Genomic DNA, 21,840 nt, shown 5'->3' on the forward strand with positions numbered 1-21,840 from the left:
GTAGAAGTTTGCTGCCGCGCGCGCTTGCACCACGGTGCACGGCGTTTTGACGATGCGTGCAGCAAGGAGCGGGATTACCCTAGCCCAAAAAAGCTGGCTGAAGCAAGGGGCCAGCCCGATAATTTGGCGCACACGCAATCTGGAGCCAATGATGACCCCATCCCAGTCGATGAGCACCGATTTGTACCCGGTCAAGGAGCGCCCGTTGGCGTGGGCAGACTGGATTTCGGGCCACTTCGGCGGCCTGGATTCGGATCTGTACGGCGACGCAAGCTTCGACGGTCGGGTGCTGTCAAGCCGGGCCGGCGAGGTGGTGCTGACCAAGTTGGAGGCCAACCGGCACCGGGTGATGCGCAGCAGCAAGCTGGCGCGCACGGCCGAAAACAGTTACCTCAAGATCGTGGCGCCGTGGCAAGGCAGTGCCGCCGTCGAGCAGCATGGTCGCCAGGCTTGGGTGCGCCCGGGTGGTTGGGCCATTTACGACACCACGGGCAGCTACGAAGTCGCCAATCCGGAGCAGGTCGAGCACCTGATCGTGATGCTGCCCAAGGCGAATTTGCTGGAGCGCGGCCTCAAGTTCGAGCCGCTGATGGCGCGCCACGTAGGCGGCTCAAAGGGCATTTCCCGGGTGGCGCTGGAGGCCATGCGCAGCACCTGGCAGGAGCTGCCAGTCATGGGGGCGCAGGCGGCTCGCGGGGCCGGCGAGGCAATCGTCGAGCTGGTGCGGCTGTCCTTGCTGGAGCTGGCGGGCCGCTCCACCGGCACCACGCAGATGGAAGCCTTCAGGGATCGGATTCGGCACTACATCAGCCTGCATCTGCACGACCCAGAGCTGAGCATCGAGCGCATCGCGGTGGCGCTCAATTGCAGCAAGCGGCATTTGCACAATGCCTTCAGCGAGGAGGAGGGCACCTTGGCCTTGTACATTTTGCGCCGACGCTTGCAGGCCTGCATGCGCGACCTGGGCAATCCAGATCTGAATGCGCGCACCATCACCTCGATTGCTTTGACATGGGGCTTCAACCAGAGCGCACACTTTAGCCGGGTGTTCCGCGAACACACCGGTTTGTCGCCCAGCGATTACCGCCAGCTGCAACGCCGCAACGCCAAGCTGGCGCACTGATGCGGTGCGGACACGGGTGTACCCTGCCGTGTGCCGCGCCCCCAATGCTCAGCGCGCCAGCGCGCACCCTTGCGCCACCTGCTGCGCCAGCCGCTCCAGCGCCTGCCAGGGGTGGGCGGGCCAGTCGGGGTGGCGCAGGCCCTTGACGATGCCATCGACGGTGTGCGCATCCAGCAGCCAGCGTTCGAGCTGCGCCAGACCCAGCCGGGGTAGCAGGCGCTCGAAGCGCTTTTCGCGCCCGCCCCAGACGCGCTGTTCGCGCAGCGCCAGCGGCAGCGGCTTGCCTAGTGCGAGCTCGTTTTTCACGCGCCACAGCGCCCGGATGTCTTCGGCCAGCGCCCAATGCACCAGCACGGCGGCGCTGCCGTCGGCTTGCAGGCCGTCGAGCAGGCGCTGCACGCGCAGCGGTTGGGCATCGAGCACCGCCTCGGCGAGCTTGAAGGGGTCGTGGCGCGCCACGTCGAGCACGGCGCGCTCGATCTGCTCAAAACCGAGCTCGCCCGCCGGGTAGAGCAGCGCGAGTTTTTGCAGCTCTTGGTGCGCCGCCAGCAGGTTGCCCTCGACCCGGTCGGCCAGAAAACCCAAGCACAGCTGGCCGGCCTCGCCGCTGGGCACGTGTTGCCCCTGCAGGCGCAGCCGCTGCGCGATCCAAGCCGGCAGCTGGGCGCGCTCGACCGCATCGATGCGCAGCGTCAGGCCGTGTTGCTCGAGCGCGGCAAACCAGGGGCTTTTGAGGGTGGTGGCGTCCAGCCTGGGCAGCAGCACCAGGGTGAGCAGATCGGGGTGATGGGGGGCGGCGGCGGCCAGTTGCTGCAGCACCGCCGCGCCCTCCTTGCCGGGTTTGCCCGAAGGGATGCGCAGCTCCAGCAGCTGGCGTTCGGCAAACAGGCTCTGGCTGCGGCCGGCGGCCAGCACTGCGCTCCAGTCGAAGTGCGCGCCGCTGACCGTGCACACGCTGCGCTCCGCAAAGCCCTGCGCCCGCGCGGCGGCGCGGATGGCGTCGGCCGCCTCTTGCACCAGCAGCGCTTCGTCGCCGTGCACGGTGTAGAGGGCTTTGAGGCCGCGCTGCAAGTGCGCGGCCAGTTGGGTGGGGGAGCTTTGCATGGCAGGGCTGCAGTGTAGCGGCTGCCGTGCACGGCCTTATTTGCTTTCGAGCACCAAGCGATCCCCACTCTCGCCCAGCCTGAGGCGCTGGTGGTGCAGGCGCACCAGCGGGTCGTCTGGGTAGCGCTGCGCCAGCGCGGCAAAAAGCGGCTCCGCCTCGGCGCTCGACTGCGCCAGCGCAGCGTAGGCGGCCTGGTATTCATCCAGCGGGGCGTAGGGGCCGGGCACCTCGGCGCTCAGCGGCTCGAACACCGCCAGATCTTGGCGCTTGCCCTTGAGCACCAGCCGCCCGATCGGCCGTGCCGGCAGGTCGGGGCAGTCGGCCAGCGTCTGGCCCGAGACGCAGATGCGGGTGCCCAGTTGCTTGTTGGCGCTCTCGAGCCGCGAGGCGGTATTGACCGGGTCGCCCAAGGCGCGGTAATCAAAAATGGCTTTGCCGCCAAAATTGCCCACGATCACCTCGCCCGAGTGCACCCCCAGCCGGGTATGGCCAAAGGCGATGCCGCGGGCCTGCAATTCGCTCGCGTAGCGGCTGGCAAAGGCGTGCATCTCGAGCGCGCAGCGCAGCGCGCGGCGCGGGTGATCGGGTTGCTGCACCGGGGCCGAGAACATGATCGCCACCGCGTCGCCCACGATCCGGTCCAGCGTGCCTTGGTGCTTGAAGGCAATCTCGATCATCTGCTCGAGGTAGTGGTTGAGCAAACCGAGCGCCTCGCCGGGGTCGGTTTTTTCCATCAGGCTGGTAAAACCGGCCAGATCGGTAAACACGAAGCTGCAGGTCTGGCGCTGACCACCCAGGTTCAGGTCCTGCGGGTGCTCGACCAGGTATTCGACCCGGTTCGGCGACACATAGCGGGCAAAGGCCTGCTTGATGAAGCGCTGCTGCTGCTCGCTGCGAAAGTGGTGCGCAAGGCTGGCAACCACAAAGGCAGCGCTCCAGACCAGCGCCGGGATCACGCTGTTGAACAGCAAGCCCTGGGAGCTGAAGGCCCACCAGCCGCCCCACAAGGCGGCGCCTATCAGCAGCGCCGCCGCCGCCGCCGCCCACAAGGCGCGGGCGTAGATGGCCAGCAGCACCAGCAGCACGGTGCCCAAGGCCTGCAGCAGCGCCTCCAGCCCCAGCGCCCAGGTCGGGCGCGTCAGAAAATGCCCGCCCAGCGCCTGCTCGAGCGCTTGCGCGTGGGCTTCGACGCCGGGCATGATGCGGCCCAAGGAGTTGAAGCGCAAGTCCATCAGGCCCTGCGCCGAACTGCCCACCAGCACCAGGTGGCCTTGCAGCAGCGCCGGATCGGCGCTGCCGTTGAGCAGCTTCCAAGCCGGGATGTAGCGCTCGGGCACCGGCTCGGTGTAGTGCAGCCAGAGCTCGCCGGTCGCCGTGGTCGGCAGGGTCAGGTCGCCGATGCGCACCTCCTCCAGCGCCGGCCGGCCCTGCTCGGCGCTGCGCAGCATCACATTGCGGGCGTCGAGCCCCACGCGCAGCGTTTCCGTGACCAAAGAAGGCACGAGCTGATCGCCAAGCCGCAGCACCAGCGGCACCCGGCGCACCACGCCGTCGGCATCGGGGACGAAGGTCAGGGCCCCGTTGCCGGCGGCCTGTCGTTCCAGCTTGTCCAGCGCCACCAGGGCCGAATCAAAGCCGTGCAGCGCCTGCGGCTGCGCCCCGCCACCCAGCCAGACGAAGCGCGCGGTCACGGCGGGGGTGCGTTCGTTGGGGCGCGCGGCGCGCTCGCGCTGCAGCGAAAACCCGAGCACCACGTGGCGATCGGCCAAGTTTTGCGCCAGCACGGCGTCGTGGTCGGGCAGTTGCAGCAAGGCTTGGCGGGTTTGCGGCGCCAACGGCCAAAGGGGGGCCAGCGCCTGCGGCGAGGTGCGGTCGGGCTCGATGAACAAGACGTCAAAGCCGATCGCGGCCACCTCGGCCGCGTGCAGCCGCTGCACCATTTCAGCCACTTGGGTGCGCGGCCAAGGCCATTGCCCCAGCCGCTGCAGGCTGGCTTCGTCGATGTCGATGATGCGCACCGGCTGCGGCGCATAGACCCGGGGCGACCAACGCTGGTACTGGTCGAACACCTGATAGCGCAGGGTTTGCAGCAGCAGCGGATCGCTCACCAGCAGCAGCAGGCCCAAGGCCAGCCCCAGCAGCGACAACCAAAAAGCCATGGCGCGCTGGTAGAGGTGTTTCATGATGCGGTGGGGCACTATAGGGTGACAGGGGAAATCCTGCGCAAGCGCCGGCGTTCATGTATCATTCTAAGCAATGAGCTGGTTCTGTGTACGGATTGTTTTTTTGTGTGGGTGCTGGCTTTGGCTCTGAGCGCCGTTTGCAAGCACTGTGAGCCTTTTTTATTTTCTCAGGAGCTACGTGTCATGCCACCCTTCAAACCCCTGGGGCTTGCCCTTTGTTTGGCCGCAGCGGCGGCCAGTGCGCAGCCTTTGCCGGCTCCTTTGGTGCAAGCCACCCAAGCGGCTGTGCTGCACAGCCCAGAGGTGCAGGAGCGCTGGCGCGCCTTGCAGGCCACACGCCAGCAGGCGCCGTTGGCAGCAGCCGGCTGGCGGCCGCAGGTTGATCTGCAGGCCAGCGTCGGGCGCCAAGAGCGGCGCACCCCCACCCAGAGCGGGGCTTGGATGGGGGTGAGTGGGGTGCAGATCAGCCTGAATCAGTTGTTGTTCGATGGTGGGCAGGCCGCCGCTGCGCTGCGCCAGGCCAGCCAGGCCGAGGTGGCGGCCTATTTCGATCTGCGCCACGGCAGCGAAACGGTGGCGCTGCAAGTGGTGTTGGCCTATCTCGAGCTGCTGCGCCTGCAGCAGCGGGTGGAACTGGCCACCGAAAACTACGTCGAGCACCGCAAGCTGTTCGACGCCATAGGCGAGCGCACCCGCGCCGGCGTGGGGCGGCGGGTGGATTCCGAGCAGGCGCAGGCACGGCTGGCGGTGGCCGAATCGACGCTGGTGGCCGAGACCAGGGCTTTGCATGAAGCGCGGTTGAACTACCAGCGCTTCGTCGGGCAACTGCCGCCTACCGAGCTGCCAGCCTGGCCAGCCGGACGCAGCGTGGCGCCCCTGCCCGACTCGGCAGCGGCGGCGCTGCGCCAGGGGCTGGAGGCCAACCCGCAGCTGCGCGCCGCCTACCACCGCTGGCAGCAGGCCCAGCACGCGGTTGAGGGCCGGCAAGCCGCCTTCATGCCGCGCTTCGAGGGGCGCCTGTCGGCCAGCGAGAGCCGCAACCGCGACGGCGTGCGCGGCGAGTTTCGCGATCAGGTGGCCGAGCTGGTGCTGTCGCACAACCTGTATCGCGGCGGGGCCGACACGGCGGCGCTGCAGCGCGCCACAGCGCTGCAGGCGCGCTCGCGGGCCGAAATGGACCTCGTTTGCCGCCAGGTGCAGCAAAACCTCTCGATCGCCTTCAACGACACGCAGACCTTGGGCATACGCCAGCGCCTGGCCGACGCGCAGCGGCTGGCGGTGGAAAAATCCGTCACGGCCTTGCGCCAGCAGTTTGACATCGGCCAGCGCAGCCTGCTGGACGTGCTCGACACCCAGGCCGAGTTTTTTGACGCCACGCGCACCTACGTCGATTCGCGCTACGAGCAGTTGCGTGCCGAGGCCCGCACCCTGGCCTCGATGGGCCAATTGGTGGCGCTGTTTGGCGCCGCGCCCGCCGACCAGGCCGCCGAGCTCGAGGCGCTGGCGGCGCAGCCCAGCGGCTTCGATGCCGCAGCGCTGTGCCCGGCTCAGGTCACGCACATGGAGTCGCTCGAGCGCATCAAGGCCTCGTTGGTGTTGCCGCCGCTGCCGCAGCGCGCCGACCGCGTGGTGCTGCTGCCCAACCCCGATGGCAGCGTGGGCCAGGTGGTGGTGACTGGCCGCGCGGGGCAGCAGGTGCTGGGCGCGGCCTTCACGGGCACGGTTTTGACGGGCGCAGCCCCCGTCGTGGCCATCCCCGAGGAGCAGGTGCGGCGCGAATTCGCTGCCGCGCTCGAGGCCCAACCGCAACGGCCCGAGCGTTTTACGCTGTTTTTTGAAGACGGCAGCGTCAACCTGACCCGGGCCAGCGCCGCCGAGTGGCCGCAAGTGGTGCAGAGGCTGCGGGCGCGCCAAGCGCTCGACCTGACCGTGGCCGGCCACACCGACACCAGCGGCCCGGCACGGCTCAACGAGGCGCTGGCGCTGCGCCGGGCGCAAACCATCGCGCAAAGGCTGCGCGCCAGCGGTTTGCAAGACACCGAGATCGCCATCGAAGGCTTTGGCGAGCGCTTGCTCGAGGTGCCCACGCCCGATGGCACGCGCGAAGCGCGCAACCGGCGCGTGGTGATCAGCGCGCGCTGACTTGGCCGGTGACGGCGTCCACTTCAACCACGAAGTGGGTGCCGCGGATGCCGATGGTCCCGGTGGGGGTGCGCACTTGGACGTTATCCGGCCGCTGGCGCGCAATCGCCCCCGAGACGTAGTTCAGGGTGCCGCGCGCCAACCGGGTGCTCAGGCGGCCGTCGCGCTGCGCCGGCGCATAGACGAACTCATCGACCGTGAGTTCGGTGTTGGGGCCAAACGACATCACGGTTTCATCGCGCAGGGTCACGCCCATGCTGCTGCGCGCCCCGGTGCGCAGCACGCTGCCCAGATGCACCGGTGTGCCGACCGCCGCCGTTTGCGTCTGGGCGCCGGTGACCACCTCGGCTTGGCCCGAGACGGTTTTGACGAAACCGATCGGCACCCCCGTGGCCTGGGCGGCTGCCATGGCCGACAACAGCAGCAGCGTGAGAGCAGATTTGAGCATGGCGAGATCCTCTTGAATGAGGTATCAGTGTAAGCGTTTTTTGCCGGCCGCGTCAATGGCCGTCAGCGCGCATCAGAAGTCGAAGCGCTGCCCCGATTCGAGCCAGATCAAGGGGTAGCGCTGCGCCAAGCCCAGCGCCGCGATGTCGGCCTCGATCTGGGGCCGCTCGGCCGGTTTAGTGTGGGTGAGGCCGATGCGCAGCCCCGGGTGGCGGCCGAGGTCGAGCTGGGCCAGCTCGAGCGCCAGCAGGCTCGGGCTGAGGTGCTGGCTGCGCAGCGCCAGCCAGTGCTCGCGTTCGCTGAAGGCGCATTCGATTACCAGCATGGCCAGGGGCAGCTCGTTGACGCAGCGCCAAAAGGCCGGGTTCGAGCAGGTGTCGCCCGTGAAAACCCAGTTTCCGCTGGGAGTCGCCACGGCGTAGCCCACGGCGGGCACGTTGTGCTGGGCGGGCAGCGCCTGCACGCGGTGGCCGCAGACCTCGTGCACCTCACCCACTTGCAGCGGCTCGAAGCGCAGGAACGGGTGCTCGGGCGAGGGGATGAGCGAAAAATCGGGCCAGATCACGTGGTTGAAGATGTGCTGGCGCAGCGCCGCGATGGTCTCTGGCAGGGCGTGCACCAGCAGGGGGCGGCGCAAGCCGGCGGCCATGGAGTCGATCATCAAGGGCAGTGCGGCGATGTGATCGAGGTGGGCGTGGGTCAGAAAGACGTGCTCGATGCGCAGCATTTCATCGACCGTGAGGTCGCCCACGCCGGTGCCGGCGTCGATCAGGATGCGCTCGTCCAGCAGAAACGAGGTGGTGCGGGCATCGCGGGCGATGGCGCCGGAGCAGCCCAGTACGCGCACTTGCATAGGCTTGGTCAGAGTGAGCGCAACGCTGCCAGCCGCGCCATGAGTTGGCGCGCCAAGGCTTGTTGCATGTCCTGGTACAGCAGCGCTTCTTCGGCTTCTTTGCCCAAGGCCTGGGCTTCGGTGAAGCTGAGCTCGCGCTGCTGCAGCAGCTCGGTGTCGGGGATGAGCTCGCGCCCGGCCAAGGTGCGCAAGCGAAAACGCAGACGCTGGCGCAGCTGCAGCTCGCGCACCTGCCCGGCGGCGGTGGTGCCGGCCACGGCGCGCTCGCTCTGGTCCTGGGCGATGTCGAGCAGCACCTCGGGCGGCGCGCCGCCCGGCGGCAGAGGCTGCGCCACCAAGCTCACGCCGCTGGCCTGCAGTTGCGGGATCAGCAGACGTGCCACCGGGCTGTGCGGCGGGGCGCTGAGCTGCAGCCGGCTAAAGACCAGCGGGGTGGCAGTGCCACGCAGGCGAAAGCCGCAGGCGCTCAGCAGCAGCGGCGCAGCGGCCAGCGCCAAGCCCGCCAGCCAGCGGCGGCGGGTGGGTGCGGGTTGAACGCTGGTGCGGTGGGTCATGGGGCAGGATACAAAAGCGGGCGGTCCGTTGGGCTAGTCAAAATCAGCGACAACCCGATCAGAGTACCACGTTGACCAATCGCCCCGGCACCCACACCACCTTTTTGGGTGCGGCGCCTTGGGACAATTTTTGCACCGCTTCGTGGGCCACCGCGGCGGCTTCGATGGCCGCGCGCTCGGCTTGCGCGCTCACGCGCAGCGCGCCGCGCAGCTTGCCGTTGACTTGCAACACCAGTTCGATTTCGTCCTGCTCCAGCGCCTGCGGCTCCACCTGCGGCCAAGGGGCGTCGAGCAAATCGCCCAGTTGGGCCGCGTAGCCCAGTTGCTGCCAGAGCGCGTGCGCCAAGTGCGGGGTGGCGGGGTAGAGGCAGCGCAGCAATATCCCCATGCCCTCGGCCAGTGCCAGCCCCAAGCTGGGGTCGGGCGCGGTGCCGGCGGCACTGGCGCGGCGCTGCTCGGCCAAGGCGGCTTCGAGCGCGTTGCCCAACTTCATGCAGCCCGAGACCACGGTGTTGTACTGCAGGCGCTGGTAGTCGTAGTCGATCTGCTTGAGCAGGCTGTGGACTTCGCGCCGCAGCGCCTTGGCCGCTGGCCCAAAAGCGATGTCCGACAGCTGCTGCGCAGCGCTGGCGCTGGCTTCGGTGGCGGCCCAGTCGGCCTGCCCGAGCTGCTGCCCGAGCGCCCAGACGCGCTTGAGGAAGCGGTGGCTGCCCTCGACCGCGGCATCGTTCCACTCCAGCGTGGCCTCGGGCGGGGCGGTGAACATGGTGTAGAGGCGCGCGGTGTCGGCACCGTATTTTTCGATCAAATCCTGCGGATCGACGCCGTTGTTTTTGGACTTGGACATCGTGCCCACGCCCTCGTAGTCGATGGCCGTGCCGGGCGGCAGGCGGCCGTCGGCGCTGTCGGCGGCATTGAGCAAGCGCGCGCCGACAATCTTGCCGCTGGCGTCGAGCACGTGTTCCACGTCGTGCGGCCAGAAGTAGTCTTTGCCGCCGCGCTGGTTGCGGCGCGAGTAGATGTGGTTGAGCACCATGCCCTGCGTCAGCAAGCGCTTGAAGGGCTCGTCGATCTGCACCAGCCCCAAATCGCGCATGACCTTGGTCCAAAAGCGCGCGTACAGCAGGTGCAAAATGGCGTGCTCGACGCCGCCGATGTACTGGTCCATCGGCATCCAGTACTGCGTGCCCGCGCCCACCATGGCCTGCTCGTTGCCGGGGTCGCAGTAGCGCATGAAGTACCAGGACGAATCGACGAAGGTGTCCATGGTGTCGGTTTCGCGCCGCGCCGGCTGCCCGCAGACCGGGCAGGTCACACCAGCATGAAAATCCGCGTGCTTGAGCAGCGGGTTGCCCGAGCCGTCGGGCACGCAGTCTTCGGGCAGCAGCACCGGCAAGTCGCGCTCGGGCACCGGCACCGCGCCGTGTTCGGGGCAGTGGATGATGGGGATCGGTGTGCCCCAGTAGCGCTGGCGGCTGATGCCCCAGTCGCGTAGGCGCCAGGTGGTTTTTTTGGCACCCAAGCCGCGCTCGGCCAGCAGCTGCGCCACCTTGTCCACCGCCGCTTGGTAGCCCAACCCGTCGAGCACGTCCGACTGGATGCAGACCAACCCGTGCTTGTCGGCGTACCAGTCCTGCCAGCGAGTGGGGTCGAAAATTTTCGCGCCCGCCAACGAGTCAGGGCTGGGCTGCCCCCCCGGTGAGGAATCGGAACGTGTGACTGACGAACCGGGGGGGCAGCCCGGCCCTGACGGACCCACGCCTGCGCCACCCGGCGCCCCCACCACCTGCCGAATCGGCAACCCGTACTTGAGCGCAAAAGCGAAGTCGCGCTCGTCGTGCGCCGGCACGCCCATCACCGCGCCGTCGCCGTAGCTCATGAGCACATAATTGCCCACCCACAGCGGCAGCTGCTCACCGGTGAGCGGGTGCTGCACGTGCAGGCCGGTGGCCATGCCGCGCTTTTCTTGCGTCGCCAGTTCGGCCTCGGTGTGGCTGCCGGTGAGGCATTCCTCGATGAACGCCGCCAGCGCTGGGTTGCCCTCAGCGGCTTGGCGCGCCAGCGGGTGCTCGGGTGCCACGGCGCAAAAGGTCACGCCCATGAGGGTGTCGGCGCGGGTGGTGAACACGTACAGACGGCCGTCTAGTATCGGGTTGCCGTCGTGGCCGCAGATGGAGTGCGTGAAGGCAAAGCGCAGCCCTTCGCTCTTGCCGATCCAGTTTTCCTGCATCAGCCGCACCTTGTCCGGCCAGCCCTCCAGCGTGGCTTGAGGGTGGCCCAGTTGCACCTGTTGCAACAACTCGTCGGCATAGGCCGTGATGTTCAGGTAGTAGCCCGGGATCTCGCGCCGCTCCACCGGGGCCCCGGTGCGCCAGCCGCGGCCGTCGATCACCTGCTCGTTGGCGAGCACGGTCTGATCAACCGGGTCCCAGTTCACCACCTGGGTTTTGCGGTAGGCGATGCCGCGCTCGAGCATCTGCAAAAACAGCCACTGGTTCCACTTGTAGTAGTCGGGCGAGCAGGTCGCGACTTCGCGGCTCCAGTCGATCGCCAGCCCCAGCGCCTGCATCTGGCGCTTCATGTAGGCGATGTTGTCGTAGGTCCAGCGCGCCGGCGCCACCTGGTTTTTGATCGCTGCGTTCTCGGCCGGCAGGCCAAAGGCGTCCCAGCCCATCGGCATGAGCACGTTGTAGCCCTGCATGCGCAGCTGGCGCGCCAGCATGTCGTTGATGGTGTAGTTGCGCACGTGGCCCATGTGCAGCTTGCCGCTGGGGTAGGGCAGCATCGAGCAGGCGTAGTACTTGGGCTTGGGCGCGCCTTGGGCGTTGAGCGCGTGTGCATGCACGCGGTAGGCGTCGCGGGCCTGCCAATGCGCTTGGGCGGCGCGCTCGACGTCTAGGGGCTGGTATTTTTCTTGCATGGGCCTTATTTTAGGCCGAAGGGTGGTGGCGGCCCGCGTGCCGCACAGCCCACTGCGCGGCCCAGCAGGGCTAGGGTTTAGCGCAAACCCAGCACGTCATACATATCGTAGAGGCCGCTGCTGCGCCCGGCCAAAAAGCGCACGGCTTGCAGGCTGCCTTGGGCGTAGGTGGTGCGGCTGCTCGATTTGTGGCTGATCTCGATGCGCTCGCCCGTGCCGGCAAAGAGCACCGTGTGGTCGCCCACGATGTCGCCACCGCGCACCGTGGCAAAGCCGATGCTACCCGGCGCGCGGGCGCCAGTGTGGCCGTAGCGCTCATAGACCGCGCAGTCGGCCAGCTCGCGCCCCTGAGCCGCCGCGATCACCGCGCCCATCTGCAGCGCGGTGCCGCTGGGTGCATCGACCTTGTGCCGGTGGTGCGCCTCGACGATCTCGATGTCGTAGTCGGGGCCGAGCGCGCGCGCCGCCTGCTCGAGCAGCTTGAGCGTGACGTTGACGCCCACGCTCATGTTGGGCGCCATGACGATGGCGATGTGCTGCGCCGCGGCCTCGATGGCTGCCTTTTGCGCCGCATCAAAGCCGGTGGTGCCGATCACCATCTGCACCCGCTGCTGCACGCAGGCTTGCAGGTGCGCCAGCGTGCCTTCGGGGCGCGTGAAGTCGATCAGCACCTGGCAGCCGGCCAAGGCCGACAGGTCGGCGCCGATCACGGCCCCGCTGGTCTGGCCCAAAAAGGCGGCGGCATCCTGGCCCAGCGCCGCGCTGCCGGGCTGGTCAAAGGCGGCGCCGAGCCGGCAGTCGTCGGCTGCCAGCACGGCCTCGACCAGCATGCGGCCCATGCGGCCGCTGGCACCGGCGATGCCGACGCGGTGGGGGGGAGAGGGGGTCACGGTGCGCGAAAAAAGAAGGGGGTTGGGAAAGGGGCAGGGCGAGCACCAACAACCGTTCGGGAAGCTTTGGCGGCGACGCCTGCGCAGCGCCTAGCGCGCTTCGAGCGGCGGGAACGGGCCGGCGGGCACGGGGGCCGGGGCTGGCTGGACCGCAGGCGCGGGGTGGCGTTCGCGAAAGGCGCGCAACTGCTCCTCGCTGGCTTGCAACACCGGCACACGGCCGGCGGCACGTTCGGCTTGCAGCGCGGCCACGAACTCTTGCTCGGTGGGCAGTTCGTCGGCCTCGACGCGCTGCAAGGCGTTGCCCTCAAAGAACACCGTCACGCGGCGCAGCTGTGGCTCTTGGCCTTGGCGGTTGAAGGTGAAGACGTAATCCCAGCGCGCAGCATGAAAGGCGCTGGCCACCAGCGGCGTGCCCAAGATCGCCTGCACCTGCGCGCGCGGCATGCCCGGCTGCAGCGCTTGCAGCTGCTCGCGCACCACCACGTTGCCCTGCTGGATGTCCATGCGGTGTGGCGTGAGTAGGCCGCCCAAGGTGCTCATTTGGGTGCCGGCGTTTTGGAAACTGGCGCAGCCCGACAGGGCCAAGGCGGCAGCCACGAGTGCGCCCACTCCGACCGGGCGAGCGCACGACAACAAAGGTTTGAACATGTGGGCGGTGCGGATGATGGAAACCACCGGTGCACACCAAGGCGCACCGTACTATGATGCAGGCCATTGTAGCCCTTGCCGACCCAGGCAGCCACCCGCACCAACCGCATGAGCAACATCGACGAACTCAAAAGCACCGGCCTCAAGGCCACCCTGCCGCGGCTGAAAATCTTGGAGATCTTTCAGACCGGCCGCCAGCGCCACATGACGGCCGAAGACGTGTTCCGGGTGCTGCTGGCCGACCACGCCGACATCGGGCTGGCCACCGTGTACCGGGTGCTGACGCAGTTTGAGCAGGCCGGGCTGCTGGTGCGCAGCAATTTCGAGTCGGGCAAAGCGGTGTTTGAACTCAACGAAGGCCAGCACCACGACCATTTGGTGTGCCTGGATTGCGGCCGGGTGGAGGAGTTCTACGACGCCGAGATCGAGCAGCGCCAGCACGCGGTGGCCGAGCAACGCGGGTTTAAGCTGCAAGAGCACGCGCTGTCGCTGTACGCGCACTGCACCAAGCCCGACTGCGCGCACCGCGTGCCGGGCCGGCGCTGAAGGCACCCCCCTCGCTTTCAGCCTGCGGCCTCAGAGGCTGAGTCGCACCTGCTCACCCCCCGCGCAGCATCGCCGCGCGCTGGCGCTGGGCGAACTCCTGGTAGGTATCGATGCCGCGCAGCTGCAAAATGGTGTTGCGCACGGCGGCTTCGACCAGCACCGCCATGTTTCGCCCTGCCACCACCTGAATCACCACCTTGCGCACCGCCACCCCGAGCACGTCGTGGTACAGCGGCTCGTGCGGCAGGCGCTCAAAGTCGCGCTCCAGCGTCTCTTTGCGCACCAGATAGACGATCAGGCGCAGCCGCATTTTGCGCCGCACGGCGGTTTCGCCAAAAATGGCCTTGATGTCGAGCAGCCCGATGCCGCGCACTTCCAGCAGGTTTTGTAATAGCTCGGGGCAGCGGCCTTCGAGCACGGTTTGGTTGATGCGGTCGATGTCCACGGCGTCGTCGGCCACCAAGCCGTGCCCGCGCGAGACCAGCTCGAGCCCGAGTTCGCTCTTGCCCAGGCCCGATTCGCCAGTGATCAGCACACCGAGGCCAAAAATATCCAGGAACACGCCGTGCAAGGTGGCGCTGTCGGCAAACAGGCGCGACAAGTGTGCGCGCAGCACGTCGATGACAAAGGCGGCTGAAGATGCGGTGATAAAGAGTGGAATCTGGGCGCGCTCGCACATGGCCACCAGTTCGGCCGGTGGGGGCACCTCGTCGGCCAGCACCAAGGCCGGGGGCTCGAGTTCCACAATGCGCGCCACGCGGCGGCGGCAATCGTCGGCGCTGGCGTTGAGCAAGTAGTCCACCTCGCGCCGCCCCAGAATCTGCACCCGGTAGGGGTGGATGTAGTTGAGGTAGCCGACCAAGTCGGCCCCAGAGCGCGCTGCGCTCACCGCCTGCTCGAGAAAGCGGCGCTCGGACGCGCTCTGCCCGGCCACCCACTGCCACTTGAGGGTCTCGCGGTGCTCTTCGAACAAGGCGTCGGCGTTGATGGCAACCGGCTTCATCGGCAGTGTGCGGCCATGACTGGTTTGCGCCTGTGCCGCTCAGGCCAGTGCGTGCGCCGAGTGCCAGTTGTGGATCAGGGCGTGCAGATCGGACGCGGCGGTGCTGCGCTTCATCTGCTCGCGCAGCGCCGCATCGCTGAGCAACTCGGCGATGTCGGACAGAATTTCCAGGTGTTTTTGCGTCGCCGCTTCAGGCACCAGCAAAAAAAACATCAGCCGCACCGGTTGCTCGTCGGGGGCGTCAAAGCCGATCGGCTCGGCGAGCTGAAACACCGCCGCCAAGGGCTGCTTGAGGCCTTTGATGCGCCCGTGCGGGATCGCCACCCCGTGCCCGAGCCCGGTCGAGCCCAACCGCTCGCGCGCAAACAGGCTGTCGGTGATGAGGGCGCGGTTGAGCCCGTGCAGGGATTCAAACAGCAGCCCAGCTTCTTCGAAGGCGCGCTTTTTGCTAGTGGCATCGAGCGCGACCAGCACCTGATCGGCAGGCAAAATGGCAGAAAGACGGTTCATAAAGACCTCGCAAGGCGCGAATTATGCGCTTTTGCGACGCGTTGGCAAGTGCAGAAAACAAACAAGCCGCTTGACAAAATGGGCGGCTTGTTGCAGCGCAGCACAAAAGCTGCGCGGGCTCAGGGGGCGGCGTCAGTGCGTTTCGCGCTTGGCCGTTTCGTGGTGGTGGTCTTGCATCTTGGTTTTGTGGCGCAGCACCTGCCGGTCGAGCTTGTCGGCCAGCTCATCGACGGCGGCGTAGAGGTCCGAATGGCTGCTTTCGGCAAAGATGTCTTTGCCTTTGATGCGGATGGTGCACTCGGCTTTCTGGCGCAGGGCCTTCTCGGTCTGGTTGTCCACCGTCAGCAACACGCGCACATCGACGACTTGGTCGAAATGCCGAGTAATCCGGTCGAGTTTGGTCGTGACATACGTGCGCAGCGCCGGGGTGACTTCGAGATGATGGCCGTTGATCGACAGGTTCATGGAGAGCCTCCTAAAGCTCGGGAAGTAAAGGCCGACCCCGCAGGGCCGGCCGGCGAAAATTGGCCGCCGCCTTGTAGGCACTATGCCATGTTCGGTGGCTAGGGACAAGTGTGCCACGAATGTGGGCGCAAAGGCCTTGAGCTGGCTCAAAGCGCAGCTGCGGCATCCACTTGGGCGTCACACTTTGCGGGCATAATGAGAAGTTGAATCAACCACTGAAAGCCCCGATTGGACAGTAGCCCTAGTCGCGCGCTTTCGGTTTCCGCAGCGCTTCGCTGACGTCGAGCCCCTTTGGGGGGTGGCGCAAGGGGTGCCTGGGATGCCGAAAGCGCATCGCTCCCACCTTGCCGCATCGGGCAGCGCCTCCTGCCGCCCGAGCCACCACCTTTATCCTCAAGGAGCTTGCCCCATGCTCAACGTGTTCACCTTGGCCAACGGCCGCCTGTTTCAAGAAGAAATCGAATCGCTCGAAGACCTGGCCCGCTTCACGCCGGTGTGGGTCGATATGGAAGCGCCCACGCCCGAAGAGCGGCGCTGGGTGCGCCAGCATTTTGGCCTGTCCATCCCCGAAGACGCGATGGACGAGGACATCGAAGAGTCGGCCCGCTTTTTCCAAGAAGACAACGGCGAGCTGCACGTGCGCAGCGACTTTCTGATCGCCGATGACGCCGACCCGCGCGCGGTGCGCGTGGCTTTCATCCTGAACGAACACAACGACGCCCTGAAAAGCCGCGGCGTGCTGTTTTCGATCCACGACGAAGACGTGCCAGTGTTTCGGTTGCTGCGCCTGCGCGCGCGCCGCATGCCGGGCCTGATCGAAGACGCCAAAGACGTGCTGCTGAGCCTATTTGACACCGACGCCGAATACTGCGCCGACACGGTCGAAGAAATCTACGACGACCTCGAAAAAGTCAGCCGCCAGGTGCTGGCCGGCGACGTGACCGACCACAAAGCGGGCGAGGTGCTGGCGGCGATCGCGCGCTACGAAGACATGTCGGGCCGCATCCGGCGCAACATGATGGACACCCGGCGCGCGGTCAGCTTCATGATCCGCACCCGGCTGCTGAGCGCGGCGCAGCACGAGGACGCGCGCCAGATCCTGCGCGACCTCGACTCGCTCGACAGCCACACCGCGTTCATGTTCGAGAAAATCAACTTCTTGCTGGACGCCACCATCGGCTTCATCAACATCAACCAGAACAAGATCATCAAAATCTTCTCGGTGGCCGCGGTCTCGCTGCTGCCGCCCACGCTGGTGGCGAGCAGCTACGGCATGAACTTCGAGCACATGCCCGAACTGCAATGGGAGCTGGGCTACCCGATGGCCATCGGCATGATGGTGCTGGCGGCGGTGATCCCGATGCTGTATTTCCGCAAGCGCGGCTGGCTGCGCTAGGGCCCCAAAGCCGCGCAGCCGATTAGAGGCTGGTCCAGCCCCCTTAGAGCAGATTGAGCGCCTTGCGCACGATGCGCGCGCTGTAGTGGCGCGCCACTTCGTGCAAAAAGAGCCGAAAATCGATGTGCGCTTGGCTGTCGGCGCGGTCCGAGATCGTGCGCACCACCGCAAAGGGCAGGCCGCAATCGTGGCACACCTGCGCCACGGCGGCGCTTTCCATGTCCACCGCCAGGGCCTCGGGCAGGGCTGCGCGCAGGGCCGCGCTGTCGGCCTCGCAGGACACGAAGCGGTCGCCGGTGGCGATCTCGCCCTGGTGTACGCTGGGCGAATGCAGGCCCATGGCGCGCAACACCTCGGGGCTGAGCAACTTGGGCAGCCAGGTCACGGCGTCTTTGGCGGCCGTGTGCAGCACCTGGGTTAGGGCCAGATCGGGCTGGAAGCGGCTGCGGCCGTAGCCCGGCACCTCGTGGCGCGCAAACAGCGGCGAGGCGTCGAGGTCGTGCTGCACCAAGGCGCTGCCGACCACGATGTCGCCCACCTCCACGCCCGACATCAGCCCGCCGGCCACACCGGTAAAAATCACCTGCTGCGGCGCAAAGCGCTCGATCAGCAGCGCAGTGGTGGTTGCGGCCGCCACCTTGCCTATGCCGCTGAGCACCGCCACCACCTCGTGACCTTGCAAATGCCCCTGCCAAAACGTGCGCCCGCCCAAGGCCACCTGCTGTTCGTCGGGCATGAGCTGCAGGATTTCGGCCAGTTCATCGTGGACGGCACTGAGGATGGCGATGCGTTGACCCATGAACACTCCGGATTAGTTTGGCTGGCGCAATTGTCGGCGCAAAATTTTGCCGACCGGGGTTTTGGGCAGTTCGCTGCGGAACTCGATCAGCTTGGGCACCTTGTACCCGGTCAGGCGCTCGCGGCAGTAGTCTCGCACAGTCTGCTCGCTCAAGGCCGGGTCTTTTTTGACCACGATCAGCTTGACCGCTTCGCCCGAGTGCTCGTCTGGGATGCCCACCGCCGCACATTCGAGCACCGCGCCCATGCCCATGACCACGTCTTCGACTTCGTTGGGATAGACGTTGAAGCCGCTGACCAGGATCATGTCCTTTTTGCGGTCCACGATGCGAAAGTAGCCGCGCTCGTCCATCACGCCGATGTCGCCGCTGCGAAACCAGCCGTCGGCACTCATCACTTTGGCGGTTTCGTCGGGGCGCTGCCAATAGCCGGCCATGACTTGCGGGCCCTGGATGGCGATCTCGCCCGGCTGACCCAGCGGCACCTCGTGGCCCTCGTCGTCGATGCACTTCATGCGCGTGCCCGGCAGCGGCACGCCGATGCTGCCGCTAAAGGCCGTGACCGTAACCGGATTGCAGCTGACCGAGGGGCTGGTCTCGGACAGGCCGTAGCCCTCGCAGATCGGGCAGCCGGTGCGCTCCAGCCAGAGCTTGGCCACGGCGGCCTGCACCGCCATGCCGCCGCCGATCGAGACCTTGAGGTGGCTCCAGTCCACGCTGCCAAACTCGGGGTGGTGCAGCATGCCGTTGAACAGCGTGTTGACGGCCGGAAAGCTGTGAAAGGTCTGGCCCTTGAGGGCTTTGAACACCGCCGGCAAGTCGCGCGGGTTGGGGATGAGGATGTTTTTGCCGCCGCTGCGCAGGCTCAGCATCATGTTCACCGTAAAGGCAAAGATGTGGTAGAGCGGCAGCGCGCACACGGCGGTGGGCTGCTCACCGGCCGGAATGCGGTGCATCACCGGCGCGTCCCAAGCCTCGGATTGCAGCACATTGGCCAGCACGTTGCGGTGCAGCAGCACGGCGCCCTTGCTCACCCCGGTGGTGCCGCCGGTGTATTGCAGCACCGCCATGTCGTCCGGGCCGATGTCCACCGGTTTAAAGCTCAGCGCGCGGCCTTGGTGCACGGCGTCGGCAAAGCGCACCGCGCTGGGCAGTTCAAAGGGCGGCACCAGTTTTTTGACGTGGCGCACCACGTAATTGACGAGCCAGCGCTTAGGCCAAGGCAGCAGCTCGCCCATCGAGGCCAGCACGATGTGCTTGACCGGCGTTTGGCCCAAGCAGGCGGCTAAGGTGGCGGCAAAGTTTTCGATGATCACGATCGCCTTGGCGCCAGAGTCGTTCAGCTGGTGCTCGAGCTCGCGTGCGGTGTAGAGCGGGTTGACGTTGACCACCACCAGCCCGGCGCGCAGGATCGCCGCCACCGCCACCGGGTACTGCAGCACATTGGGCATCATCACCGCCACCCGGTCGCCTTTGACCAAGCCCTTGCTCTGCCAATAAGCCGCCAGCGCACGCGCTTGCGCGTCCACCTCGGCATAAGCCATGTCGTGGCCCATGTAGTGGTAGGCGCTGCGCGCGGCGTACTTGGCCAGGCTCTCGTCGAGCAATTGCACCAGCGAGCGGTACGGCGAGAGGTCGATGTCGGCGGGCACGCCGTCTGGGTAGGCGCTCAGCCACGGGCGGTCGGCGGCGTTGGGGAGGGTGGACAATGGATGCTCCTGCTTGTAGTGGTGATCGCAGCGTTCAGGCCAAACTGAAGGCCTGCGCTGGGCCCACCATTATGCAGGCATCAAGGCTGAGGGTTTGCTAGCGCAAGTCCCTGACCTGACTCTGACAGAGGGACGGGTGCGGCAGGGTTTGCGTGGGCGCCCTTGCAATCACGGCTACGACCCAGACGAGCCAGCGCATGCAGGTTGCGCGCAGGCTGACGCCTCGAGGCTAAAGCTCTGCTTGAGGTCGTTCATCCATGAGGGTTCGATGTACCCGTCATGCTGCAGGCGGCCCACCACAATGCCAGGGTGGATGCCAATGGCTTGCGCAAACTCTTCCGCCTTCCTCTTGGTGCGAAGCTTCGCAAGGGTTGACGCATGTTGCTCAGGGATGAGACAGTTGCCTGCCCAAGTGTTGGCTTCATGTTCCCGCGGGTCGGTGGTGTGTGCTGCGTTGGTGTCATCCAGAAAGATGGATTTTTTGTCTTCTGGGCTGTTGGCATGCAGCAGTATATGGGCGGCTTCATGGAAAAAGCTGAACCAGAATTTGTCGTTGGTCTTGCCGTAGAGCGACAGCTGGATCAAGGGGCGCGTGGGGCTGAGCCAGCGCGCCACCCCGCTCACATGGGCGCGGGGTATGGCAGGCACCAGCACCAGCAGCACGCCCGCGTCCTGCAACAGGCTGCGCAGCTTGGGTTCAAAAACCTGGGGCTGCTCACGGGTCAGAGCTCGGATGGCCACCAGTGCTTTTTCGAAGCGGGCCCTGTCGTACTTGGGTCCGTCCAGCTTTTCAGCTTGCTGTTCGCCCAGTCTCAGCCAAGCCGATATCGCACCCACGTCGCTTTGGTCCTCGCGGCTGCGCCTAAAGGCCACGTGCATGCCGGCGTAAAGGTTGCGCCATTCATCGGGCGATGCGACGCCAAAAAATCGCAAGCAAGCTTCAACCAGCCTAGGCTTGTTTTTGGCATCTGCACGCATTTTGGGTACTGCACCGCAGGCCATCAGCTCTTTGAGCGGCAATTCGTCCAGCCAACCTGCCCAAGTGGCGTGTCGTTTGGCGGCTTCCAGCCGTGCCTTGTGGCGTTGAAAATTGGCTTCGCGGGCCAACCAAAAATCGGCCGAGCTGCCCAGCACACGCTCTAGGCGCAGGGCCGCATCGACACTCAGCGGCACCTTGCCGTTGATGAGGTGGCTGACATGTTTTTCGCTATACCCCAGTCGGAGGGCCAGTTCGGCTTGGGTCCAGCCGCGTTCCTCGACAATGTCGAGGACGGTTTCGCCAGGCGGGGAGACCCAGTCTGGCGCGAAAGGAGCACTCAGCTCAGTCATGATAATCCCCTACGAAATCAATGCAGACGATGGTTACTTGGGACCAGTCAACCCCGCCATCTGGCCGGGTCGGCGAGGGGTCGTGGGCAGGAGAGAACACGAGCCGCCAGCCACCCGCAAGGTTGAGTGCAAACTGGCCGGACCGGTCTCCCTTGAGTGGGTGGGGGTTGCCTGCCACCAGCTCTGACACCCGACCGGCGGCCTCCAGATCACTCAAGCGGCGGCGCAGTTTCCCAGCGCACGCGGCGCCCAATTTCTGCTCAGCGACAACGCGCTTCTCGCACAGATCGCGAACCTTCTTGTCTTTGTAACGAATCTGCAAGAGCCCTCCATTCTACCAATATTTACCTATCAGGTAAATTTTTTTAGCCAGCCCAAACGTGAAGCCGGTGAAAGCGCAGGTAGGCGTGGTGCTCGGCGCGCAGGTCGGCAATCCGCATCTCGCCCTCGAGGCCAAGCGCAGCGCGCCGCTTGGCGGTCAGCTGGGCAGAAAGCTGTGCCACGCCCGCGGTGTCCGCCGTCATCAGCCCGGCATCGAAAAGTGCGTCAAGGTGCGGCGCCAGCAGCAGCCCGTTGTACACGTCCAGCCGCTGCTCGTCGGTCTCGCACTGTGCCCAAGGGCGGATGTGCGAGGCCCGCAGCAGGGCCGGCACATCCAAGCCGGTGATGCAGCACTGCCCCTGCCAATAGTCCAGCAGCGCAATGCGAAACAGGCCTTGCCCCACGCGCTGTACGACCAGCCGCTCGGCCTCGGTGGCGGTAGGCAGCGCCGCGGTCTTTTGCTTGAACTCGTCTGCGACCCGGTTCGGTTTGGTGCGGGCATGGGCTGCCGTCGTGCGCAGCACCGCGTAGAGCCCGCCATAACCCTCGATCTTCAAAGGGGCGCCGCCGGCCTTCTGGTCCAATAGGGCCGGGTCTGAGGCGGTTAACTCAAAGCCCATTTCACCGGTCACGCGCACGCGCACCCACGCGAAGATGAAGGCTTCGAATGTGGCGTCCTCGTTGTCGCGCTTCTGCCAAGCTCGGTCAAACCACGTGGTGATGAGTCGGCGCCCATCTGGATGCAGATAGCGATGCTTGTCTAAAGGTAGCGGGGCTTGGTTGCCTTCAGTGTCGTATCGACACATCTCATCGGACCGCTGTCGATCGCGGTCTGTTTGTTGCTGTGGTTGCGGCATGGTTGTGCTCCCGCGCGTCAGTTGTTCAGCATCGGCATC

General features: G+C 66.3%; 20 protein-coding genes and 1 pseudogene. 4 read left to right on the forward strand and 17 right to left on the reverse strand.

The features are described 5' to 3' along the window. Window positions 1–151: 151 nt before the first annotated feature. A complete protein-coding gene (locus tag ACVMK0_RS11265; RefSeq protein ID WP_476464697.1) occupies window positions 152–1,123 on the forward strand; it encodes an AraC-like ligand-binding domain-containing protein in 972 nt (323 codons plus the stop codon). Window positions 1,124–1,171: 48 nt separating this feature from the next. On the opposite strand, the gene holA is transcribed toward ACVMK0_RS11265, so the two are convergent. Further along, complete coding sequence (holA, locus tag ACVMK0_RS11270; RefSeq protein WP_476463839.1) at window positions 1,172–2,227, reverse strand: DNA polymerase III subunit delta; 1,056 nt, start codon at window positions 2,225–2,227, stop codon at window positions 1,172–1,174. Window positions 2,228–2,263: 36 nt separating this feature from the next. After that, complete coding sequence (locus tag ACVMK0_RS11275) at window positions 2,264–4,411, reverse strand: CHASE2 domain-containing protein (RefSeq protein WP_476463840.1); 2,148 nt, start codon at window positions 4,409–4,411, stop codon at window positions 2,264–2,266. A gap of 183 nt (window positions 4,412–4,594) precedes the next feature. Between ACVMK0_RS11275 and ACVMK0_RS11280 the strand changes: the two genes are divergently transcribed. Beyond that, on the forward strand, window positions 4,595–6,553 hold the full coding sequence (locus tag ACVMK0_RS11280; protein ID WP_476463841.1) for a TolC family outer membrane protein: 1,959 nt from the start codon (window positions 4,595–4,597) through the stop codon (window positions 6,551–6,553). Here the strand turns inward: ACVMK0_RS11280 and ACVMK0_RS11285 are convergent. The 6 genes from ACVMK0_RS11285 to ACVMK0_RS11310 all read right to left on the reverse strand — a co-directional run bounded on the left by ACVMK0_RS11285 (window position 6,540) and on the right by ACVMK0_RS11310 (window position 12,868). Continuing rightward, a complete protein-coding gene (locus ACVMK0_RS11285) occupies window positions 6,540–7,001 on the reverse strand; it encodes a FecR family protein (protein WP_476463842.1) in 462 nt (153 codons plus the stop codon). The two genes, ACVMK0_RS11280 and ACVMK0_RS11285, sit on opposite strands and share 14 nt — an antisense overlap. Before the next feature lie 72 nt (window positions 7,002–7,073). After that, the gene (locus ACVMK0_RS11290) at window positions 7,074–7,853 is read right to left on the reverse strand and encodes an MBL fold metallo-hydrolase (protein WP_045537125.1); all 780 of its coding nucleotides are present in this window, start codon (window positions 7,851–7,853) and stop codon (window positions 7,074–7,076) included. A gap of 8 nt (window positions 7,854–7,861) precedes the next feature. Then, complete coding sequence (locus ACVMK0_RS11295) at window positions 7,862–8,407, reverse strand: LPS-assembly lipoprotein LptE (RefSeq protein ID WP_250960361.1); 546 nt, start codon at window positions 8,405–8,407, stop codon at window positions 7,862–7,864. 58 nt (window positions 8,408–8,465) lie between these two features. Further along, the gene (locus tag ACVMK0_RS11300; protein WP_476463843.1) at window positions 8,466–11,327 is read right to left on the reverse strand and encodes a leucine--tRNA ligase; all 2,862 of its coding nucleotides are present in this window, start codon (window positions 11,325–11,327) and stop codon (window positions 8,466–8,468) included. A gap of 77 nt (window positions 11,328–11,404) precedes the next feature. Beyond that, the gene (gene dapB, locus ACVMK0_RS11305; RefSeq protein WP_250960444.1) at window positions 11,405–12,166 is read right to left on the reverse strand and encodes a 4-hydroxy-tetrahydrodipicolinate reductase; all 762 of its coding nucleotides are present in this window, start codon (window positions 12,164–12,166) and stop codon (window positions 11,405–11,407) included. A 141-nt stretch (window positions 12,167–12,307) separates the two neighbouring features. Continuing rightward, the gene (locus tag ACVMK0_RS11310) at window positions 12,308–12,868 is read right to left on the reverse strand and encodes an outer membrane protein assembly factor BamE (protein ID WP_250960363.1); all 561 of its coding nucleotides are present in this window, start codon (window positions 12,866–12,868) and stop codon (window positions 12,308–12,310) included. Window positions 12,869–12,976: 108 nt separating this feature from the next. Here ACVMK0_RS11310 and fur point away from each other — a divergent pair, with 108 nt between their 5' ends. Further along, a complete protein-coding gene (gene fur, locus ACVMK0_RS11315; protein ID WP_045538129.1) occupies window positions 12,977–13,414 on the forward strand; it encodes a ferric iron uptake transcriptional regulator in 438 nt (145 codons plus the stop codon). A 52-nt stretch (window positions 13,415–13,466) separates the two neighbouring features. On the opposite strand, the gene hprK is transcribed toward fur, so the two are convergent. The 3 genes from hprK to hpf all read right to left on the reverse strand — a co-directional run bounded on the left by hprK (window position 13,467) and on the right by hpf (window position 15,392). After that, complete coding sequence (hprK, locus tag ACVMK0_RS11320) at window positions 13,467–14,417, reverse strand: HPr(Ser) kinase/phosphatase (protein WP_045537134.1); 951 nt, start codon at window positions 14,415–14,417, stop codon at window positions 13,467–13,469. A gap of 39 nt (window positions 14,418–14,456) precedes the next feature. Continuing rightward, window positions 14,457–14,927: a PTS sugar transporter subunit IIA gene (locus ACVMK0_RS11325; RefSeq protein ID WP_045537135.1), complete on the reverse strand. Its 471-nt coding sequence runs from the start codon at window positions 14,925–14,927 to the stop codon at window positions 14,457–14,459. Window positions 14,928–15,059: 132 nt separating this feature from the next. Beyond that, window positions 15,060–15,392, reverse strand: coding sequence for a ribosome hibernation-promoting factor, HPF/YfiA family (gene hpf, locus ACVMK0_RS11330; protein WP_476463844.1), 333 nt, complete (start codon window positions 15,390–15,392; stop codon window positions 15,060–15,062). Between the two features lie 409 nt (window positions 15,393–15,801). Between hpf and corA the strand changes: the two genes are divergently transcribed. Continuing rightward, window positions 15,802–16,788, forward strand: a complete 987-nt coding sequence (gene corA, locus ACVMK0_RS11335) for a magnesium/cobalt transporter CorA (RefSeq protein WP_476463845.1) — start codon at window positions 15,802–15,804, stop codon at window positions 16,786–16,788. A 43-nt stretch (window positions 16,789–16,831) separates the two neighbouring features. Here the strand turns inward: corA and ACVMK0_RS11340 are convergent, their stop codons facing one another. The 6 genes and pseudogenes from ACVMK0_RS11340 to ACVMK0_RS11365 form a co-directional block, all read right to left on the reverse strand. Further along, window positions 16,832–17,587, reverse strand: coding sequence for a 5'-methylthioadenosine/adenosylhomocysteine nucleosidase (locus tag ACVMK0_RS11340; RefSeq protein WP_476463846.1), 756 nt, complete (start codon window positions 17,585–17,587; stop codon window positions 16,832–16,834). Between the two features lie 12 nt (window positions 17,588–17,599). Continuing rightward, a complete protein-coding gene (locus ACVMK0_RS11345) occupies window positions 17,600–19,294 on the reverse strand; it encodes a long-chain-fatty-acid--CoA ligase (protein WP_476463847.1) in 1,695 nt (564 codons plus the stop codon). Between the two features lie 174 nt (window positions 19,295–19,468). After that, entirely contained in the window at window positions 19,469–20,401 is a 933-nt protein-coding gene (locus ACVMK0_RS11350; RefSeq protein ID WP_476464698.1) for an ImmA/IrrE family metallo-endopeptidase, read from the reverse strand. A gap of 63 nt (window positions 20,402–20,464) precedes the next feature. Continuing rightward, window positions 20,465–20,623, reverse strand: a pseudogene (locus ACVMK0_RS11355) (helix-turn-helix transcriptional regulator); the annotation flags it as partial. Continuing rightward, window positions 20,616–20,945 (reverse strand): type II toxin-antitoxin system RelE/ParE family toxin, encoded by a 330-nt coding sequence (locus tag ACVMK0_RS11360; RefSeq protein ID WP_250960367.1) that lies wholly within the window; start codon window positions 20,943–20,945, stop codon window positions 20,616–20,618. The pseudogene ACVMK0_RS11355 and the gene ACVMK0_RS11360, both read right to left, overlap by 8 nt. Before the next feature lie 43 nt (window positions 20,946–20,988). Continuing rightward, window positions 20,989–21,801 carry an HNH endonuclease gene (locus ACVMK0_RS11365; protein ID WP_476463848.1) on the reverse strand — a complete coding sequence of 271 codons (813 nt, stop codon included), beginning with the start codon at window positions 21,799–21,801 and terminating at the stop codon, window positions 20,989–20,991. Window positions 21,802–21,840: the final 39 nt, after the last annotated feature.

This window comes from Serpentinimonas sp. SSL01 (genome assembly GCF_056323735.1).